This is a genomic window from Nocardia vinacea NBRC 16497 (genome assembly GCF_000308835.1).
Lineage (GTDB): Bacteria > Actinomycetota > Actinomycetes > Mycobacteriales > Mycobacteriaceae > Nocardia > Nocardia vinacea.
Map to the genome: position 1 here is coordinate 65333 of NZ_BAGN01000220.1, position 18116 is coordinate 83448.

Annotated in this window: 21 protein-coding genes, 2 pseudogenes and 1 riboswitch; of the genes and pseudogenes, 10 read left to right on the forward strand and 13 right to left on the reverse strand. The window is 65.8% G+C overall.

Annotated elements, in window-relative coordinates; all coding sequences use genetic code 11:
* Positions 1–122: 122 nt before the first annotated feature.
* Both thiC and ON44_RS54150 read right to left on the reverse strand, forming a co-directional pair.
* Positions 123–1748, reverse strand: coding sequence for a phosphomethylpyrimidine synthase ThiC (thiC, locus tag ON44_RS31185; RefSeq protein ID WP_040696652.1), 1626 nt, complete (start codon positions 1746–1748; stop codon positions 123–125).
* Positions 1740–1865: riboswitch (TPP riboswitch) on the reverse strand. It overlaps the preceding gene by 9 nt.
* A 222-nt stretch (positions 1866–2087) precedes the next feature.
* Positions 2088–3194, reverse strand: a pseudogene (locus ON44_RS54150) (RNA-guided endonuclease InsQ/TnpB family protein); the annotation flags it as partial.
* Positions 3195–3282: 88 nt separating this feature from the next.
* Between ON44_RS54150 and ON44_RS31195 the strand changes: the two are divergent.
* Positions 3283–3477 carry a hypothetical protein gene (locus tag ON44_RS31195; protein ID WP_040696654.1) on the forward strand — a complete coding sequence of 65 codons (195 nt, stop codon included), beginning with the start codon at positions 3283–3285 and terminating at the stop codon, positions 3475–3477.
* Here ON44_RS31195 and ON44_RS31200 read toward each other — a convergent pair.
* Together ON44_RS31200 and ON44_RS31205 are read right to left on the reverse strand one after the other, a co-directional pair.
* On the reverse strand, positions 3470–3952 hold the full coding sequence (locus tag ON44_RS31200) for a VOC family protein (RefSeq protein WP_040696656.1): 483 nt from the start codon (positions 3950–3952) through the stop codon (positions 3470–3472). The two genes, ON44_RS31195 and ON44_RS31200, sit on opposite strands and share 8 nt — an antisense overlap.
* Positions 3953–4019: 67 nt before the next feature.
* The gene (locus ON44_RS31205; RefSeq protein ID WP_040696658.1) at positions 4020–4427 is read right to left on the reverse strand and encodes a VOC family protein; all 408 of its coding nucleotides are present in this window, start codon (positions 4425–4427) and stop codon (positions 4020–4022) included.
* 58 nt (positions 4428–4485) lie between these two features.
* On the opposite strand from ON44_RS31205, the gene ON44_RS31210 reads away from it, so the two are divergent.
* Positions 4486–4947, forward strand: coding sequence for a MarR family winged helix-turn-helix transcriptional regulator (locus tag ON44_RS31210; RefSeq protein ID WP_040696659.1), 462 nt, complete (start codon positions 4486–4488; stop codon positions 4945–4947).
* 27 nt (positions 4948–4974) lie between these two features.
* Here the strand turns inward: ON44_RS31210 and ON44_RS31215 are convergent, their stop codons facing one another.
* From ON44_RS31215 to ON44_RS31225, 4 genes and pseudogenes are all read right to left on the reverse strand, one after another.
* Complete coding sequence (locus ON44_RS31215) at positions 4975–5169, reverse strand: hypothetical protein (RefSeq protein WP_040696661.1); 195 nt, start codon at positions 5167–5169, stop codon at positions 4975–4977.
* A 31-nt stretch (positions 5170–5200) separates the two neighbouring features.
* Positions 5201–5386: pseudogene (locus ON44_RS54420) on the reverse strand (hypothetical protein); the annotation flags it as partial.
* A 43-nt stretch (positions 5387–5429) separates the two neighbouring features.
* Positions 5430–5795 (reverse strand): VOC family protein, encoded by a 366-nt coding sequence (locus ON44_RS31220; protein WP_040696662.1) that lies wholly within the window; start codon positions 5793–5795, stop codon positions 5430–5432.
* A 115-nt stretch (positions 5796–5910) separates the two neighbouring features.
* Positions 5911–6147 carry a hypothetical protein gene (locus ON44_RS31225; protein ID WP_157187362.1) on the reverse strand — a complete coding sequence of 79 codons (237 nt, stop codon included), beginning with the start codon at positions 6145–6147 and terminating at the stop codon, positions 5911–5913.
* A gap of 39 nt (positions 6148–6186) precedes the next feature.
* On the opposite strand from ON44_RS31225, the gene ON44_RS31230 reads away from it, so the two are divergent.
* Positions 6187–6426 carry a hypothetical protein gene (locus ON44_RS31230; protein ID WP_157187363.1) on the forward strand — a complete coding sequence of 80 codons (240 nt, stop codon included), beginning with the start codon at positions 6187–6189 and terminating at the stop codon, positions 6424–6426.
* A gap of 180 nt (positions 6427–6606) precedes the next feature.
* Positions 6607–7083: a DUF1772 domain-containing protein gene (locus tag ON44_RS31235; RefSeq protein WP_040696668.1), complete on the forward strand. Its 477-nt coding sequence runs from the start codon at positions 6607–6609 to the stop codon at positions 7081–7083.
* A 137-nt stretch (positions 7084–7220) separates the two neighbouring features.
* Here the strand turns inward: ON44_RS31235 and ON44_RS31240 are convergent, their stop codons facing one another.
* Entirely contained in the window at positions 7221–7778 is a 558-nt protein-coding gene (locus ON44_RS31240) for a TetR family transcriptional regulator (RefSeq protein ID WP_040696671.1), read from the reverse strand.
* Between the two features lie 39 nt (positions 7779–7817).
* On the opposite strand from ON44_RS31240, the gene ON44_RS31245 reads away from it, so the two are divergent.
* The 3 genes from ON44_RS31245 (at position 7818) to ON44_RS47165 (ending at position 11687) form a co-directional block, all read left to right on the forward strand.
* Entirely contained in the window at positions 7818–9062 is a 1245-nt protein-coding gene (locus tag ON44_RS31245) for a KasA/KasB family beta-ketoacyl-ACP synthase (RefSeq protein ID WP_051182640.1), read from the forward strand.
* Positions 9063–9143: 81 nt separating this feature from the next.
* A complete protein-coding gene (locus ON44_RS31250) occupies positions 9144–9935 on the forward strand; it encodes a thioesterase family protein (protein ID WP_040696673.1) in 792 nt (263 codons plus the stop codon).
* Positions 9936–10181: 246 nt separating this feature from the next.
* A complete protein-coding gene (locus ON44_RS47165; protein ID WP_051182641.1) occupies positions 10182–11687 on the forward strand; it encodes an SH3 domain-containing protein in 1506 nt (501 codons plus the stop codon).
* Between the two features lie 83 nt (positions 11688–11770).
* On the opposite strand, the gene ON44_RS31265 is transcribed toward ON44_RS47165, so the two are convergent.
* On the reverse strand, positions 11771–12418 hold the full coding sequence (locus ON44_RS31265; RefSeq protein ID WP_051182642.1) for a TetR/AcrR family transcriptional regulator: 648 nt from the start codon (positions 12416–12418) through the stop codon (positions 11771–11773).
* 85 nt (positions 12419–12503) lie between these two features.
* Between ON44_RS31265 and ON44_RS31270 the strand changes: the two genes are divergently transcribed.
* Together ON44_RS31270 and ON44_RS31275 are read left to right on the forward strand one after the other, a co-directional pair.
* On the forward strand, positions 12504–13640 hold the full coding sequence (locus ON44_RS31270; protein ID WP_040696674.1) for an epoxide hydrolase family protein: 1137 nt from the start codon (positions 12504–12506) through the stop codon (positions 13638–13640).
* Between the two features lie 245 nt (positions 13641–13885).
* On the forward strand, positions 13886–14509 hold the full coding sequence (locus tag ON44_RS31275) for an NAD(P)-dependent oxidoreductase (protein ID WP_040696676.1): 624 nt from the start codon (positions 13886–13888) through the stop codon (positions 14507–14509).
* 103 nt (positions 14510–14612) lie between these two features.
* On the opposite strand, the gene ON44_RS31280 is transcribed toward ON44_RS31275, so the two are convergent.
* The 3 genes from ON44_RS31280 to ON44_RS31285 are packed head-to-tail and all read right to left on the reverse strand — an operon-like array spanning position 14613 to position 17100.
* Complete coding sequence (locus ON44_RS31280; RefSeq protein WP_040696679.1) at positions 14613–15758, reverse strand: GTP-binding protein; 1146 nt, start codon at positions 15756–15758, stop codon at positions 14613–14615.
* Between the two features lie 44 nt (positions 15759–15802).
* Entirely contained in the window at positions 15803–15958 is a 156-nt protein-coding gene (locus ON44_RS50620; RefSeq protein WP_157187364.1) for a hypothetical protein, read from the reverse strand.
* Positions 15958–17100, reverse strand: coding sequence for an LLM class flavin-dependent oxidoreductase (locus ON44_RS31285; protein ID WP_040696681.1), 1143 nt, complete (start codon positions 17098–17100; stop codon positions 15958–15960). The genes ON44_RS50620 and ON44_RS31285 overlap by 1 nt, the downstream gene beginning before the upstream one ends.
* A gap of 91 nt (positions 17101–17191) precedes the next feature.
* Here ON44_RS31285 and thiD point away from each other — a divergent pair, with 91 nt between their 5' ends.
* On the forward strand, positions 17192–18031 hold the full coding sequence (thiD, locus tag ON44_RS31290) for a bifunctional hydroxymethylpyrimidine kinase/phosphomethylpyrimidine kinase (protein WP_040696683.1): 840 nt from the start codon (positions 17192–17194) through the stop codon (positions 18029–18031).
* Positions 18032–18116: the final 85 nt, after the last annotated feature.

Consider the following 18116-nt stretch of genomic DNA (forward strand, 5'->3'; position numbering starts at 1 on the left):
GGCACCAATTTGTGCGAATCCACTCCTGAGCGGCGGATTCTTCGTGTACCTTCCAGTGAGAAGCCCCGGACCACCCGTTGGTCCGGGGCTATCGCCATTTCAGTGGCCGCCTCGAGTGCTACTCACGACACGACCGGCAAATACACCTGTGCGCCGTGGTCGGCGAATTCGGCGGACTTCTCCGCCATACCGGCTTGCAGCGCTTCGGTCTCGGTGAGCCCCTGGCGCGCGGCGTATTCCCGCACGTCGGCGGAGATGCGCATGGAGCAGAACTTCGGTCCGCACATGGAGCAGAAGTGGGCGGTCTTGGCGGGTTCGGCGGGGAGGGTTTCGTCGTGGTACTCGCGGGCGGTATCCGGATCGAGGGAGAGGGCGAACTGGTCGCGCCAGCGGAATTCGAACCGTGCCTTGGACAGCTCGTTATCGCGGTCCTGGGCGTGCGGATGACCTTTGGCGAGGTCGGCGGCGTGCGCGGCGATCTTGTAGGTGATCACGCCGACCTTGACGTCGTCGCGGTTGGGCAGGCCCAGGTGCTCCTTGGGAGTGACGTAGCACAGCATCGCGGTGCCCGCCTGGGCGATGATCGCCGCGCCGATGGCCGAGGTGATGTGGTCATAGGCGGGTGCGATATCGGTGGCGAGCGGGCCGAGGGTGTAGAACGGCGCCTCCTCGCACAGCTCCTCCTCCAACCGCACGTTCTCCACGATCTTGTGCATCGGCACATGCCCCGGACCCTCGATCATGACCTGCACGCCATGCGATTTCGCGATCTTGGTCAGCTCACCGAGGGTGCGCAGCTCGGCGAACTGGGCCTCGTCATTGGCATCGGCGATGGAGCCGGGACGCAGGCCGTCACCGAGGGAGAAGGTCACGTCGTACTTCGCCAGGATCTCGCAGAGTTCGGCGAAGTTGGTGTACAGGAACGACTCCCGATGATGCGCCAGACACCATGCGGCCATGATGGATCCGCCACGCGAGACGATGCCGGTGACCCGCTTGGCGGTCAGCGGCACGTAGCGCAGCAGCACACCGGCATGCACGGTCATATAGTCGACGCCCTGCTCGCACTGCTCGATTACGGTGTCGCGGTAGATCTCCCAGGTGAGCGCGGTCGGATCGCCGTTCACCTTCTCCAGCGCCTGATAGATCGGCACGGTGCCGACCGGGACGGGCGAGTTGCGCAGGATCCATTCGCGCGTCTCGTGAATGTTCTTGCCGGTGGACAGATCCATGATGGTGTCCGCGCCCCAGCGGGTGGCCCACACCATCTTCTCCACCTCCTCCGCGATCGAGGAGGACACGGCCGAATTGCCGATATTGGCATTGATCTTCACCAGGAACTTTTTGCCGATAATGGTCGGCTCCAGCTCCGGATGCTTGTGGTTGGCCGGGATGACCGCGCGACCGGCGGCGACCTCGTCGCGCACCAACTCCGGCGTGACGCCCTCGCGCGCGGCGATGAAGCGCATCTCGGCGGTGATGATGCCCTGACGCGCCCAGGCCAGCTGGGTCGGCGGACCGTCGACCTCGGGCTTGGTCCAGCCGTCGCGCAGCTTCGGTAGACCGGCCTCCAGATCGATGGACTCCGGGTCGTCGGTGTACGGGCCCGAGGTGTCGTAGACATCGAAGTGCTCGCCATTGGTCAGATTGATCCGACGCACCGGAATGCGCAGGTCATCGACCTCTTGGTAATGCTTGACGCTGCCTTCGATCGGACCGGTGGTCACGGAATCGACAGGTGTGCCCATGAATATCCTCCCTACGCCGGCATTACCCGGTCAGGTTCATACGGTCGACGGCCCTGAACGCCCGAATGGGCTAGCCGTCCTCTCAGCCCGCTGGTGCGAGCCCCCGTTGGTGTGTGAAATTTTCCCGCCCGACGATACCTTTCCATGTCCGCGCTCCACCGGGCACGCTGCTACTGCTACTGCTGCTGCTGCCGGTAGATTCCTCAGGTTGATTCCTCCCCCGTCTGAACCTGATGTCGGGGGATTCTTGGCTCGAGCTGCCGGCGTGCTCGGCGAGCGCGCAGGTCTTGTGCTCTCAACACCAGCAGGGTGGAAACCAGCCCTGTTGATCATGACGAACGCGGAGTTCTTGTCCCTCGGGGACACGTGTCCGCAGCTCTCACACCGGTAGGTGCGTTCGGACAGCAGGAGGCGGTGCTTGGCTCTCGCCCCACACATCCGGCAATCCATCGACGTGTAGGCGGGATTCACCAGCCGCACATCCCGGCCGTGCTTACGGCCCATCTCGAGCAGCGCTGCCTTCGCCGCGCCTATCGCCGCGTCGGCCGCCTTCCGCGCCATCGTGCTCTTCGCGAGGAACTTCGGTTTGAAGTCTTCCACCGCGACCTGATCGAACTCTCGCATCACGGTTTTCGCCCATTTGCGGGCGGTGTCCTGCCGCCGCCGCGCCACCTTTTTGTGCAGCTTCGCGGCCTGATGTTTCGCCTTCCGGTAGCCTCGCGAACTCGGTTGCCCGCAGCGCGGTTTCCGCCGCGCCATCATTTGCTGATATCGGCCAAGTTTCGCTGCGGCTTTCTTCCCGTACTCGGGGTGGGGCAGGTCGTGGAGGTCGCTGGTGGTAGTAGCGATCTCCTTCACGCCCCAGTCAATTCCGATGGCCTGACCGGTCATGGGAGGCCGTTCTGCCTGTGCGGGGATGACGAAGGAGCAATACCAGTGTCCGACAGTGTCGCGATAGACGCGAACGCTGGACGGCGCAGCGGGCAACTCCCGCGACCACACCACCCGCACAGCCACGCCCCCGGCAAGGTGCAGGCAGCCGTCCTTGATACGGAATCCGCGGAGGGTGTAGTTGAGGGTCGGGCCAGCGAGATCCTTCTTCTTGAAACGGGGCATCCTCGCCCGGCGACGTTGGGGGACACGGTCTTTGATGTCCTTCAGCGCCTTGACTCGAGAGCGGCCGAAGTCACGGATAATCTGCTGCTGCGGCACCGACGCCCCGCCCCGCAGCCAGTCGTGCTCGGCCCGCCAGCCGGTGAGCTTCTTGTCCAGAGCGGCGGAACCGATCTCCTCCCCACTCTTGCGAGCTTGCTTGGATTCGGCAACACATTGGTTCCACACCCATCGGCACCGGTCCCACTCGGCGAGCAGAGCGCGGCGGGCGGTGGTAGAGAGCCGGAGCCGATAGGTGTACCGCACGCTCCCTGCCGCCTCTATATCGCTCACATGTTCGACCGTAACATTGGCTGCATGCGGCCGGGGGGCACTTCGCGGGGTCGGACTGAACGACGGGCATACACGCTACATTTCTCTGGTGAAATTCACCCTGGAGGTAGATCTGGATGTCCTGCCCGACGGCGTGGCCGCGCCGGCCGATCTCGCCGATGAGCTCGGCCGGATCCTGCGCTATTGGGGCGGAAATATGAAGCACTACCAGATCACCGAGGGTGACAGCTCTGCGATCTACAACTCCGGATACCGCGAGGTCGGCTCCTGGCAGATCAGCTGATCTTGCCCTCGTAGGCGTCCCGCATGCCTTGCAGGTCGATCTTCTGCATACCGAGCATCGCCTGCATGGCGCGGTTCGCGGCCTCGCGGTTGGTACTCGTCAACAGGGTGTCGGCTTCAACAGGCCAGATCTGCCAGGGAATACCGTATTTATCGTTGAGCCAACCACATTCGATCGGCTGGCCGCCGTCGGCGAGCAGTGCCGTCCAGAGCCGGTCGACCTCGTCCTGACTGTCGCAATTCACCAGCAGCGACATGGCGTGGGTGTAGTGGTAATCGCCGCCGCCGTTGATGGCGGTGAACTTCTGACCGTTGAGTTCGAAATCGACGAGCATCGTCAGTCCGGCTTCGCGCGGCCCCACCTCGGAGTAGGGCACGACATTGGTGATCTTCGAATCCTCGAACAGCGAACAGTAGAACTCGGCGGCCTGCTCGGCCTGGGTGTCGTACCAGAGGTTCGTGACGATTTTCTGCATGGTGGTCCTCCCGATCGGTGTGCCTGTATTAGTGCCGACGGTGCTGGCGGACGGAATTCATCGCCCGTCAGTAGGACTGGAGCTCGATCAGGGTACCCGCTGGGTCGCGCAGGTGTCCGGTGCGCAGGTTCGGACCCCAGTTCGGTCGATCGGCCGCGGCGGCTGCCAGGGTCGCGCCGTTGCGCAGGCAGAGGTCGAGGCCCGTGTCGACGTCGGGTACTCGGCAGACGAACATCACGGCATCTTGCGCGGGTGCGGCGGTGACGGGCAGATCGGTGGTGCCGACGACTTCGGCCATCATGCTGCGGTCGAAGAGCACGAGTACTGCTTGGTCGTCGACATCCCAGTTTGCGTAGGGGCCCGCCGCGGTGCCCTTGATCAGCTTCGCGCCGATGAGCTCAGGGAGGACGGCGCTGTAGAAGTCGAAGCATTCGGCGAAACGGGTGACGAGCAGTCTCGGGTAGAGAGCGTCCACGCTGTCTCCTAATTAGTAGGTGCGAACCTATCGTAGGTTCTACCCTATAATTTGTCGCATGGACTCCGCGCATGCACTTCCGCCGAGCCTGGTCGGGCTCGAGACCTACCTGCTGTCACGGGTGGGCAAGGTCGCGCGGGGGCGGTTCGCCGATCGGCTTGCGGCGCGCGGGCTTCGGCTGTGGCATATGGCCGTGCTCGCCGCGCTCGCCGATTTCGGGCCGCATGCGCAGCGTGATCTGGGCATTCGGCTCGATATCCATCCGAGCGACGTGGCGAAGATCGTCGACGAATTGGCAAGTGCCGGTCAGGTCGAACGCACTCGCGATCCCGCCGACCGTCGTCGAATGTCGGTGCGGATCACCAGGACCGGCCGGGACTTGTTGCGAGCCCTCGACAAGGAGGCGGGACAGGTACGCGACGAGATTCTCGCTCCGCTGCGTCAAAATGAACGAATTGTGCTGGCGGACATGATGCTTCGGCTATTCGAACACACTCACCCGGACACCGGCGCGGACTGACCCCTCGTCGGTCCGCGCCGGAGATCTTCAGTTCGACGCCGCTTCCGGGCGCAACAGCACATTCAGGTCGATCGCGATATGGCGTCCGATCATCAGTTCCGGCGCCCGGATACCGATTTCCCGCCGGTCCAGCACGGCATGGGCGAGCAGGCGGACGGTGTCATCGGGACCGAGGACGAATCTGGCTACAGTGCAGACGAGTTCGACCCGTCGCCCGCGCACCCGCGCGCTCCCGGCAACTCGCCACTCATCGGGAAGTGAAGCCGAGCAATGTCTGCATTACCGCCAAAGTCACCAATTCCGCGTCCGACAGCCGCATCGTGAAGCCCACATCCGGACGCGACGGACCCAGATCGGGCGCACTCTTCAAAAGGTCATCGGTCTTGACATAAAGTGCAGTCGCGAGGGCGCAACACGCACAAGACTGGCTGTGTGGCAATATGTTTCGGCCACGGCGGGTGTCGACCTCGGTCACGACCGGATCACCCTTCGAGGAACTCGAGGCGATTGCCGACCGGATCATCGGTATGAAAACGGCGACGGCCGGGGATTTCTGCCGGGTCGGCCCAACGTACCGGATACCCGGCCGCCTCGACTGCCGCGGCCGTGGCGTCGACATTCACCACAAATGCCGGGTGCGCCTTGCGGGCGGGCCGGAAGTCCGCCTCGATGCCCACATGCAGCTCCGCGTCCGGACCGCCGCGCCCCGGCACCCGGAACCAGCATCCACCCCGCACCGCGAGCTGCGGCGGCTTGGACAGTTCGGACCAACCCAGCACGCCGGCATAAAACGCACGCAGTCGATCTTCCGAGCCGGCCGGCGCGGCGATCTGAACATGGTGAAGCATGGGTCGACCCCTCCTGCAGCTCACTAAATTCAATACAGGACAATCGTACTGCTAGCAGGAGGCCATCGAGATCGGTGCCCGAGCGCGCCAGCCGCTGGCCCGGCTGTGGAGCTATCTATGGCAGGCCTCGGCCGCATTCCAACTCGGCGATCTCGGCCTGGTCGACCGAGCGATCATCGAACTCGAGCAGGTCGCCGAGCGGGGACGCCTGCCGGTCGCCCGCTGGCATCGGCATCGACTCGATGCCAGCCGCGCCGCACTGACCGGTGATTTCGCCGCCGCGGACGAAAGTAATAACGCCGCGTTCGAACTCGCCGTCCGGATGGGCGGCGAGTCGCTGCTCGGTTTGCACCACGCGTTTCGCAGACCGATGAACATGGTGCAGGGATATGTGTCCGAAACCGAAGCCGTCGAACGATTCGCGGCGATGCGCCATGCGCCGCAGATACCGTTGATCCGGATCTTTCTACCGATGACACGCGCCATGGCCGGCGATCTCGACGAGGCACGCGCGCTGTTCCAGGAGTTCCGGGAAATGCCCGGCACCTTTCAGATCGGTCCGCATTGGCTCGGGCTGCTCTGTGGTCGTCAGGCGACATCGAAGACGTTGCGCGCAATGCCGAGGATTTGAGCGCGCGTCGAATCATCCAGGTCCGCAGCGATTCCACCGCACCGCCGACCGAGCCCTCAGCGCAAGCCCGAGAAGGCCACGGGCGATCGCGCCGAGCGCGGAATCTCGATATCGCTTGACCAATAGTTCTAGCGTTGCTAGATTCTCTATCAACGCTACAAGAACAGAACGGAACAGCTCATGATCACCACACTCATCCAGGTCGTCGCCATCATCTCGGTCCTCGCGAACGCCGTCGTCTACGGCACCGATGCCTGCTTCGCACTGATCACGCGGTCGGTGTACGACAAGCTGGACGACCGGACCGTGACCATCTCGGCGGGCTGGGGTCACTACTACGGCGACCGCCGGATGCCGATCGTCGGCATCAGCGGTGTGGTAACCGCCGTTGTGGCAACGGCTCTCGCGGCGATCGGCGGCCACGCGGCAGCCGCGATCGCGGCGGGTATCGCCGTCGTGGCGCTGGTAACCTGGCTCGGCATCTATGTTCGGGTCGCGAAGCCGGTGAACACCCAGCAGACCGCCGCGGCACACTCGGGCGTCATTCCGTCGGACGCCCGTGCACTGCAGGACAAGTGGAACAGCGTGATCAACGGCCGGGTGGCCCTGCAGTTCATCGCCGTCGCCGCACTCTGCGCCGCGATCGCCCTCGCCTGACGCACCTCACCGAGAACCCTGTGTCGGCCGCACTTCGCAGGTGCGGCCGACACAGGGTTTTCGTATGCCCGAGGGGTCGTTGGACCAGGGGTTCATCAGCACCTCTACCAACAAACCGGCTGCACCGAACATGATGTCTAGCGGATGGTTTGGTCGATCAACCTGCGCGCCGCCCGGTCGGTGCGCTCCACATCACCGGTTATCAACCGATCCTGAATGATGCCGCGCAGCCCCGAAACCAACAGCGTGGCAACGGCTTCCGGATCGTCGATGGATTCGATTCGACGCAGCGCATCCGCCAACGTCCCGATGAAGGTCGCGATCGCGGCATTCGCGTATTCGCCATAGGGATTACCCGGCACACACGCCGCCCCCAGCACCTGCAGCAGCACCCGCACACTCGTCGTGGCCTCCCCCGCGATATTCACCGCACAGAATTCGCCGAGCCGCTCGCGCAGCGAAGCCGCATCGGAGACCCCCGCGAAGACCGCGGCTATATCCGGGCGCTGCGTCGTCAGCGCCTGCACCAGCAGTTCTTCCTTGGTGTTGAAGTAGTGGATCAGCATGCGCGAGCTGGTGCCGAGTTCGGCGGCGAGCGGGCGCAACGACAGGTCACCGAGGCCGTGGGCAGCGATGTATTCGACGACGCCGGCCAGCAAGTCGGCGCGTTTCGCGTGGTCGAGTGGACGGGCCATAAGTTGACTGTAGCGATTGGTACAGGTATTCATGACATCGTGACTGTAACAATCGCTTCAGAAACTCGCCCGGCCGTCGTGGTCACCGCGGTCGCCGCGACCACATCGATCGCCGATGACATCGACGCGACCTGGTCCGGGCTGCTCGCCGGGCGCAGCGGTATCGGCATGCTCGCCGACGATTTCGTCGCCGAATACGATCTGCCGGTCCGCATCGGCGGCAAGTTGAAGTCACGGCCGGGCGATCAGCTCACCCGCGTCGAACAGCGCCGCCACTCCTATGTCGAGCAGATGGCCCTGGTGCTAGGCCGCAAGGTCTGGCGCAATGCGGGCGCACCCGAGGTCGAAGGTGAGCGGCTCGCGGTCGTCATCGGCACCGGGCTCGGCGGCGGCGATGCGCTGATCAATGCCGTCGATTCGATGCGCGACGGCGGCTACCGGAAGGTGTCGCCGATGTCGGTGCCGATGGTCATGCCGAATGGTCCGGCCGCGACGGTCGGGCTCGAAATCGGTGCCAAGGCAGGGGTTTTCGCGCCCGTCTCGGCCTGTTCCTCCGGTTCGGAGGCGATCGCGCATGCCTGGCGGCTGATCACCACCGGCGAGGCGGATGTCGTGCTGGCCGGTGGCGTCGAGGGGCATATCGATGCGGTGCCGATCGCGAGTTTCGCCATGATGCGGGCGATGAGTACGCGCAATGACGAGCCGGAGCGGGCATCGCGGCCATTCGACCGGGATCGCGACGGGTTCGTCTTCGGCGAGGCGGGGGCACTGCTGGTGCTGGAGTCCGAGCGGCATGCGCGGGCGCGCGGGGCGCAGATTCACGGCCGGGTGCTTGGCGCGGGGATCACCTCGGACGCCTATCATATCGTCGCATCGGAGCCGGAGGGCATCGGTGCCGCGCGCGCTATGCGCAAGGCGATATGCACTGCCGGACTGCAGGTTTCGGATATTCAGCACGTCAATGCGCACGCCACCTCGACATCGATCGGCGATGCGTCGGAAGCCAACGCCATCACCGCGGTGACGCCGGAGGCATCGGTCTACGCGCCCAAATCCGCACTCGGCCATTCGATCGGTGCGGTCGGTGCGCTCGAATCCATCCTCACCATGCTGACACTGCGCGACCAAATCGTCCCGCCCACATTGAATCTCGACAATCGGGACCTGGAGATCGACCTCGATATCGTGGCGGGCGCGCCCCGCGAGCAGCGCATCGACTTCGCACTCAACAACTCCTTCGGCTTCGGCGGCCACAATGTCGCCCTGGCCTTCGGCCGCGCGTAGCGATAGCGGCTCGTTGCCGCGGAGTAGCGTCGTAGCAGAATCGTTAACCGTACGAACAACCCAGGGGAACGGGACAACGACGTGGCCGAGGCCTTTTACACCCCAGATCCGGCGAACCCGAATCGGTTCGTCTCGACCGAACTGACCCGCGGTCCGTGGTCACCCGATGCCCAGCACGCCGGGCCGCCATCCGCGCTGCTCGGGCACACGATCGAGCGCTGCGAGCCACGGGCCGGATTCCAGGTCGGGCGGGTCGCGGTGGAAATCCTCGGTCCGGTTCCCCTGGAGCCGCTGACGGCGGAGGCGCGGGTGGCCCGCCCCGGACGCAGTGTGGAGCTCATCGAAGCGACCTTGTCCACAGATCGCGGACCGGTCATGCGGGCGAATGCCTGGCGATTCAAACTCGCCGAGCCGGAGCTCGAACTGCCCGAACAGTTCCTGCCGACCGGCGCCCGTCCCGGACCGGATCAGGCGGTGCCCTCTCACTTTCCGTCGACCCAGCCCGTCGGTTTTCACACCGGCATCGACTACCGCTTCGTGTCCGGGTCTTTCGCCGATCCCGGCCCGGCGATCTGCTGGATCCGGCTGAAATATCCGATCGTCGCCGGTACCACGCCCAGTCCGCTGGAACGCACACTCGCCGCGGCGGATTCGGGCAACGGTGTCAGCCGGGTGCTGGATTGGAACCGATACCTGTTCATCAATACCGATCTCACGGTCACTCTGCACCGACAGCCGGTCGGCGAATGGGTCTGCCTGGACGCCGCCACCTATCCGCAACCGCACGGCATCGGCCTGGCCGAGTCGGCGCTCTTCGACGAGAAGGGTCCGCTCGGTCGCAGCACCCAAACCCTGTTCCTCGGCCCGCGCTAGGACGGCTTCAACCTGCGCGGTCGAAGATCGCGGCCGTGCGCGGATGCCTGGTGCGCGCCGTCGGGGTCGGGTTAACCGGCAGACTCGATCAATGCCGTGATCGGTCCGAACTTCGCAGGTCGATACCGCCGCCCGGCCTGTTGCTGAGCAATCGCCGCATGTGAAACCATAAAAGTGATTCGGTCGACCCGAGACGCCCACCGAGCCGCCTTCGCGCGGCGATCCGGACGCGGGAAGGAGTCGACGATGTTGATGCGTTTCCGACTGGACCCGGACCAACTCGCCGCGGCCATATCCATCGCCGGGCTGAAGCCGGGACCACGGTCCGCGCTGCCGCTGACGACCCCACCGTCCGACCCGGCAGCAGCGCTGCGGGACACCGGACTGCTCGAAGCGGACGACCGACTCACCGGACCGGCGAAAGGAGCACTGCGGATCGCCGCCGATCCCGCTCATACCGCCGCCGTCACCGCCAACCGCGTCGGGCAGGACGACCGGACAGCGGCGCTGCTGCTGTGCGGAGACGAAGAAGGCACCTTCGTCATGCAGGCCGAGACCGGCGACGACGGCTTCGATTTCACCGTCGTGCCATCTCTTACCCAGGCCACCATGCTGGTCGACCAACTGCTCGATCTCACCTCCTACGGCCCCGGATTCGCCTCACCCCCGATCGACCTCGATCTCATCACATTCGCCGCACTGCTCGCCGCCGCCGATGCGGCACAAGAGGCCCGCCTGGCCGGGGTCCTGAGTCGAAACGTCGCGGCCGGACCGCTCGAGCTGCGAGCGCTCGAGCTGGAGGAGCAACTCGCCAAGGGGCTGGCCGCGGGCGACACTCGTTGGGCCTTGTCCGCCGCCCAGGGCGCCACACCGGTCTCACTGGCGGCGGCGGCCGGCCGGATGACGGAGGGACTGGCGCGGCTGGCGTCGCTGAGCCTTGTTCGACTGGAGGCACTCGGCTGCTACCGATTCACCGATGCCGGGACCGCGGTGGCACGGTCGTTCGGTCAACTGTTGACGACCGGGAGCATTGTCGTAATGAACGGTGCGGCAACGAAACAGGACGCGCTCGCCTATTTCACGGTGTTCCGATCGACGTTCTCGACCCGGTTCGCATGCTGGCGCGAGCTTGCGGCGCGCAATCCGCGTGCCGAATTGTTGGAGACCACAACCGAAGTCGCGCTCAGGCTGGTGCGCGATGTGCTGGATCCCGCCGTGATCAAGCCGTTCGCCGGTGGCATACCGGCATTCGACGCATCTGCCGTACCCACGGAAGCGGTGCCGGTGGTCGAGCGCGGCAGCACTCCGGCATTTCATCCGACGCACCAGGTGCCCGCCAGCGGCATGCCGGCATGGGCCACTCCCGACTCGACCCGGCCGCCCGTCGCCCGCATCGAACCGCGCGTCGAACTCCAGATCCTCGATCGCTCCGGCGACTGGGTGCATATCGCCTGCAATAACGGCTGGACCGCATGGGTCGACGGCCGCGCCATCGAACCCCTTGCCGCCCTCTGGTACCCGACCCACCTGGTACCCGAGGGCGGATTGGACGCATGGGCCGCGCCTGATCCGAGCCTCGGCCCCATCACCAGCATCGATCCTGGCGTCGAACTCCAGATCCTCGGCCGCGCCGGAGACTGGGCGCATATCGCCTGCAATAACGGCTGGACCGCATGGGTCGACGGCCGCGCCATCCAACCCCTCGCACGGCCCGGTGCACCCTGGACATCCACCGGCGACAGGAACGTCTGATGACCAGGGATTGGCGCACATCACCTGGATTTCGCTGACCTCGACGCCGCGCTCGACCAATTCGGCGTGGGCCTTGCGGATCGCTATACGCGCGGTTGCCAGCGCCACGCGAATTCACCCGCCTCCGGCGGCGGACCGGGCAGTTCACCTTTTCCCGAGAGCCCCGCGATCAGCATGGCGAGCACGCGTCTGCGCAGTTCAGTGGTTCGGGCCTGGTCCGGCATGGCGATGGCCGCGCACGATTCCAGGACGAGACCGAGGTCACTGGCATTGGCATCCGCGCGTAGCCGACCAGAAGCGTGCGCCCGCCGGACCAGTTCCTCGGTGACCTCCCCCGAATGCGTGACGTCCGGCAGCATCGACTCGTCCGGGGTGAAGGTGCCCGCCAAATGCACCGTCAACGAGTGCACATCCGCGTCGACGACCCGTTCCAGGAATCCGATCAGACCGTGCCAGCCGTCCGAATCCTCCAGTGCGGCATCGGCTTCGGCGTTGTAGCGGCGTAGGCCCTGGTGGCAGAGGGTGCGCAACAGCACCTCTTTGCTCGGGTAGCGGCGGTAGAGGGCGCTGATACCCACTCCGGCTCGCTCGGCGACGGCGGCGATGGGGGCGTTGGCGTCGGCGAGGAAGACCGCGCGGGCGGCCTCGAGGATGAGCCCGTCGTTGCGGGCGGCCTGCGCCTTTCGGCCGGGCAGACCCTTCTGAGCTGGGGCATCGGATGTCTTCGGCATGAGTTCAGATTAGCACTTGAAACGGAATGATCCGTTCTGATACTGTTCAAACAGAACGAAGCATTCCGTTTCACAAGGAGTAGAGATGACCGCCATCACCCCCTTCCGCATCGACGTCCCGCAGGCTCAGCTCGACGACCTGGCCGACCGGCTGTCCCGAGCCCTCTACCCGAACGAATTGCCCGGCGTCGGCGACGCCTACGGCGTACCGAACCAGCGGGTGCGAGATCTCGCCGAGTACTGGCTGGAACGCTTCGACTGGCGCGCGCTGGAGGCGAAGCTGAACTCCTACCCGCAGTTCACCACTGAGATCGACGGCGAAGATATCCACTTCCTGCACATCAGGTCCTCCCGGCCGGATGCGCTGCCGGTGATCCTGACCCACGGCTGGCCCGGTTCGGTGCTCGAATACCTCGATGTCATCGCGCCGCTGACCGAGCCGGAATCGGCCGATGAGCCCGCCTTCCACCTGGTCATCCCGTCGCTGCCAGGATTCGGATTCTCCGGGCCGACCCGCAGCACCGGATGGGGCACCGCCCGCACTGCCGCGGCCTGGGCGGAGCTGATGGGCCGACTGGGCTACGCGCGCTACGGCGCCATCGGCAACGACGGTGGCTCGATGGTCTCACCGGAGATCGGACGGCTGGATTCCGATCGCGTCGTCGGAGTGCATGTGACGCAGCTGTTTTCGTTCCCGTCCGGTGATCCATCGGAGTTCGAGGGGCTCTCCGAGGAGGATATGGCGGCGCTGCAGCACCTGCAGTGGTTCCACGAGAACAAGATGGCCTTCAACGCCTTGCACAGCCAGCAGCCGCAGACGCTGGCGTTCGCGCTGGCCGATTCGCCGGTCGGATTGCTCGGCTGGAATGCGCAATTGTTCGGCGAGAGCCTCGACGAGGAGTTCGTGATCGGCAATGTGGCCATCTACTGGCTGACCGGAACGGCCGGGTCGTCGCTGCGGTTCTACTACGAGAATGCGCACACCGCGCAGCAGCCGAGCGGACCGACCACGGTGCCGACCGGATTGGCGATGTTCAAGGGTGATTTCCAGTCGATTCGCCGGTTCGCCGAGCGCGATCACAGCAACATCGTCAGCTGGAATTCTTATGACGTCGGCTCCGTCCAAGGCGGCCCGAACGATGCGGCCGGACACTACGCCGCGCATGAGGCACCGCAGGTGATCGTCGCCGATATCCGGCAGTTCTTCGCCAAGCTCGGCTGAGCGCACACAGCGCAACGGCCCGCATCCGTTTTCCGGACGCGGGCCGTTGCCCGTTTCCCAGCAGAGACCCTCTCGTATGTCTTCGAGACGCACGGCCATGGTTCGTCTCGTTCTCCGCTGTTGTACTGGATTCACCAACAGTTCAACAGCTTTCGACACCCGCGGTGCGAGCGTCAGGCCCGGAGGCGGCAGCCTGCGTAACCACGTAGGGCCCGGGAGCACCGCAAGTTCAACAAGGAGAAACAATGCGAATCGCAGTCTTCGGAGCCACCAGCACCGTCGGTCGTCTGGTCGTCGAGCAGGCGCTCGCGCAGGGGCACGAGGTCACCGCCTTCACACGCAGCGCGGCCGGTATCGAGCAGCGGCACGAGCGGCTGCATATCGTGGAAGGCAATGTGCTGGACACGAATTCGGTCGAACAGGCCGTCGTCGGTCAGGATGCGGTGCTGATCTCGCTCGGCGCGGGCCGCAAGGGCGTCATCCGGGCCGCGGGCACTCGCGCGGTAATCGAGGCGATGAACCGTACCGGCGTGAAGCGCCTGATCTGCCAGACCACCCTCGGCGTCGGCGACAGCGCGGGCAACCTCAACTTCCTCTGGAAGTACGTGATGTTCGGGATGCTGCTGCGCCAGGCCTTCGCCGACCACGTCCAGCAGGAAGAATACGTCCACGCCAGCAACCTCGACTGGACCATCGTCCGCCCGAGCGCCTTCACCGACGGCCCCCGCACCGACGCCTACCGCCGCGGCTTCGGCGCCGACGAAAAGGGCCTCTCCCTGAAGATCGCCCGCGCCGACATCGCGGCGTTCATGCTCGAGCAACTCACCGACGCCACCTACACCCGCCGGGCCCCGGGCATCTCCAACTGAGCCCACAAATGCCGCCCGAACTCGGCAGCGTCCGCGCGACCGGCCCACCCGGTTCGAAACCCACGCCCGATCCGGTGCGTGGGTTTCGGCCGTCGACGGGCGCTCAGTGCTGGTGTAGGTCGCCCCAAGTGGGAAAGGGGTCGGGGTAGGTGGACCAGGTCGTCGGGCCGGCGGCGAATTCGGCGTTGGTCAGGAGGGCGGCATCGAGGAGTCCACGGATGTGGTCGAGGTCTAGTTTGACGCCGATGAAGACGATTTCTTGGCCGGCGGGGACTTCCAGCGAGGTCCACCAGGCGGCGGGTTCGAAGGTCAGGTTGGGGCCTGCCTGGGACCAGACGGCGGCCAGAGCGGGGCGGGTGGCAAGCCAGCAGAAGCCCTTGCTGCGGAGCATGCCGCGCAGTTGGGCGAGGGCTTCGGCCAGGCGTTCGGGGTGGAAGGGGCGATCGGCGGTGTAGGTGAGGCTGCGGATGCCGTATTCCTCGGTTTCGGGGGTGTGGCCACCCGCGAGTTCCTCGGCCCAGCCGTCGGATTCGGCAGCGATGACCGGGTTGTAGCGGCCGGTGGCGAGGACTTCCGCGAGATCTACCGCGCCCTTTTCAGTCCGCAGGATCTTGGCGCGTGGATTGAGGCGGCGGACCGTGGCCTCCACGGTTCCGGCCGCGTTGGCGCTGACCAGATCGGTCTTGTTGACGAGCAGGACGTCGGCGAATTCCACCTGGTCTACGAGCAAGTCGGCGATGGTGCGCGCATCTCCCTCGCCCGCTTGCAGATTCCGCTGCGCCAGCGCCTCACCACGAGCGACCTCGGCGAGGAAGGTGGAAGCGTCGACGACCGTGACCATGGTGTCCAGGCGGGCGATATCGCCGAGTTTGAAGCCGTCCTCGAACTCCCAATCGAAGGTGGCGGCGACCGGCATCGGCTCGGAAATACCGGTGGATTCGATGACCAGCTGATCGAAGCGGCCTTCGCGAGCCAGCCTGCCGACGGCTTCGATCAGATCCTCGCGCAGGGTGCAGCAGATGCAGCCATTGGTCAGTTCGACCAGCTTCTCCTCGGTGCGATCCAGATGTCCATGCCCGGCGACGAGCGCGGCATCGATATTGACCTCGCTCATGTCGTTGACGATGACCGCGACGCGGCGGCCGTCCCGGTTGGCCAGGATGTGGTTGAGCAGGGTCGTCTTACCCGCGCCGAGGAAGCCGGACAGCACGGTGACGGGCAGCAGGTCAGGGGGCGATGATGTGGTCACACATTAATGATAATGGTTTTCATTTAGATGTGGCCGGGCGGGCATCAGGCGGCCGCGGATTTCACCGCCGAACCGATCTCGCGCCGCAGTGCGGCGAACTCCGGGGAGGCGCGCAGCTCGTCGGCGTCGACATCGGTGCGCGGCAGGTCAACCGCCGGCGAATCACCCTCGGCCACAGCCGGTTCGGCGGAGGCCACCATCAGGACGACGCGACTTCGAGACCAGGATGTGCCGCGACCGGCGCATCCGGATGCCGCCACAGCCCGCGCGCCGCCAGCCGCGGCAGCACACCCTCACCGAACCAGTAGGCCTCCTCCAGATGCGGATATCCGGAGAGCACGAACTCGTCGATGCCCAGGTCGCGGTATTCGAGGATGCGCTCGGCAACCTCGTCGTGGCTGCCGACGAGCGCCGTGCCCGCACCGCCGCGCACCAGCCCGATCCCGGCCCAGAGGTTCGGGTAGATCTCCAGCGCGTCACTGGACCCCTCGTGCAGCGCGAGCATCCGGCGCTGTCCTTCGGATTCGCTGCGCGCCAACGACTTCTGGATATCAGCGACCGCCGCGGGATCGAAACCGGCCAGCAGCCGGTTCGCCTCGGCCCAAGCCGCCGCCGCGGTGTCGCGAGTGATCACATGTAGCCGGATGCCGAAACGCACCGTGCGGCCCTCGCGCTGGGCCAGCTTGCGGACCCAGGCGATCTTCTCCGCGACCTGCGCGGGCGGTTCACCCCAGGTCAGGTAGACATCGGAGTGCTTGGCCGCGATGGTGCCCGCGATCGGCGAGGATCCGCCGAAGTACACCTCGGGCACCGGGTTCGGCGGCTGTGTCAGTTTCGCGTCGGCGATGTGGATGTGCTCGCCGGTAAGGCTGACGGTCTCCCCCGCCCACAGCTTCCGCACGACCTCCAGGAATTCGCCGGTCCGGACGTAGCGGGAGTCCTTGTCCAGGAAGTCGCCGTAGGCGCGCTGTTCACTGGACTCGCCGCCGGTGACCACATTGATCAGCAGTCGGCCGCCGGTCTGGCGCTGGAAGGTGCTCGCCATCTGCGCGGCCAGCGTCGGCGAGAGGAAACCCGGACGCAGCGCCACCAGGAACTTCAGCCGCTCGGTGGCCTGGCTGACCATGGCGGTGGTGAGCCAGGCGTCCTCGCACCACGCACCGGTCGGCGTCAGGACCGCCGCGAAGCCGAGCGACTCGGCCGCCGCGGCGATCTGGCTCAGGTACGCCACGCTCGGCGGCCGGTCACCGGCGGAATTCGTGGCGTTCGCACCGTGACCACCGCCGACGACATTGCGGCTGTCACCATTGGTTGGCAGAAACCAGTGGAAGGTGAGGGACATTGGACCGATCCAACCGAAGTGGATACGCCCCGACCAGGGAGGCGATCGGTCAGATCCGAATCCTTCTGGGCGAGTCGTTAGGGTCTGGGGTGTGAAACTGCTGCCGCTGGTGCCCGACGGGCAGACCCCGGTTCGTGTCCTTACTATCGCCGGGACCGACTCCGGCGGCGGCGCAGGCATTCAGGCCGATTCGCGGACCATGGCCATGTGCGGGGTGCACGCGTGTGTCGCGGTGGCCGCGGTGACGGTGCAGAACTCGGTCGGGGTGAGCGGGTTCCATGAGATTCCGCCGGGGATCGTGGCCGATCAGGTGCGGTCGGTGGTCGGGGATATCGGGGTCGGGGCGGCCAAGACCGGGATGTTGGCCTCGACCGCGATCATCGAGTCGGTCGCGGCGGTCTGCGAAGAGGTGGGGATCGGACAGGGCCGCACACCGCTGGTGGTCGATCCGGTGGCGGCGTCCATGCACGGCGATCCGCTGCTGCACGAGGAGGCGTTGGACGCGGTGCGGCACACGCTGATCCCGCTGGCCACAGTGGTGACGCCGAACCTCGACGAGGTGCGCCTGATCACCGGCATCGAGGTCACCGATGATGGCTCCGCGCGGCGGGCGGCCGAGGCGCTGCACAAGCTCGGGGCGCAGTGGGCGATCGTCAAGGGCGGACATCTGCGGTCCTCGGAGGTCAGCACCGATCTGCTCTTCGATGGCGACCAGTTCCTGGAGTTCACCGCACCGCGAATCAGCACGGGTAACGACCACGGTGGCGGCGATACGCTGGCCGCGGCCATCGCATGCGCCCTCGCCAACGGTTACTCGGTGCCCGATGCCGTCGCGTTCGCCAAGGACTGGACCTACCGATGCCTCGCCGCGTCCTACAACCTCGGCGCAGGCCACGGGCCCGTCTCCCCGCTCTGGCGCCTGTCCTCATAGACATCGGTTCGGCGCCGAAACTTGTCGGTGGGTGGGTTCATACTGAGGGCATCGCAGCCACCGTTGGCCTCGACGATGCGGTCAA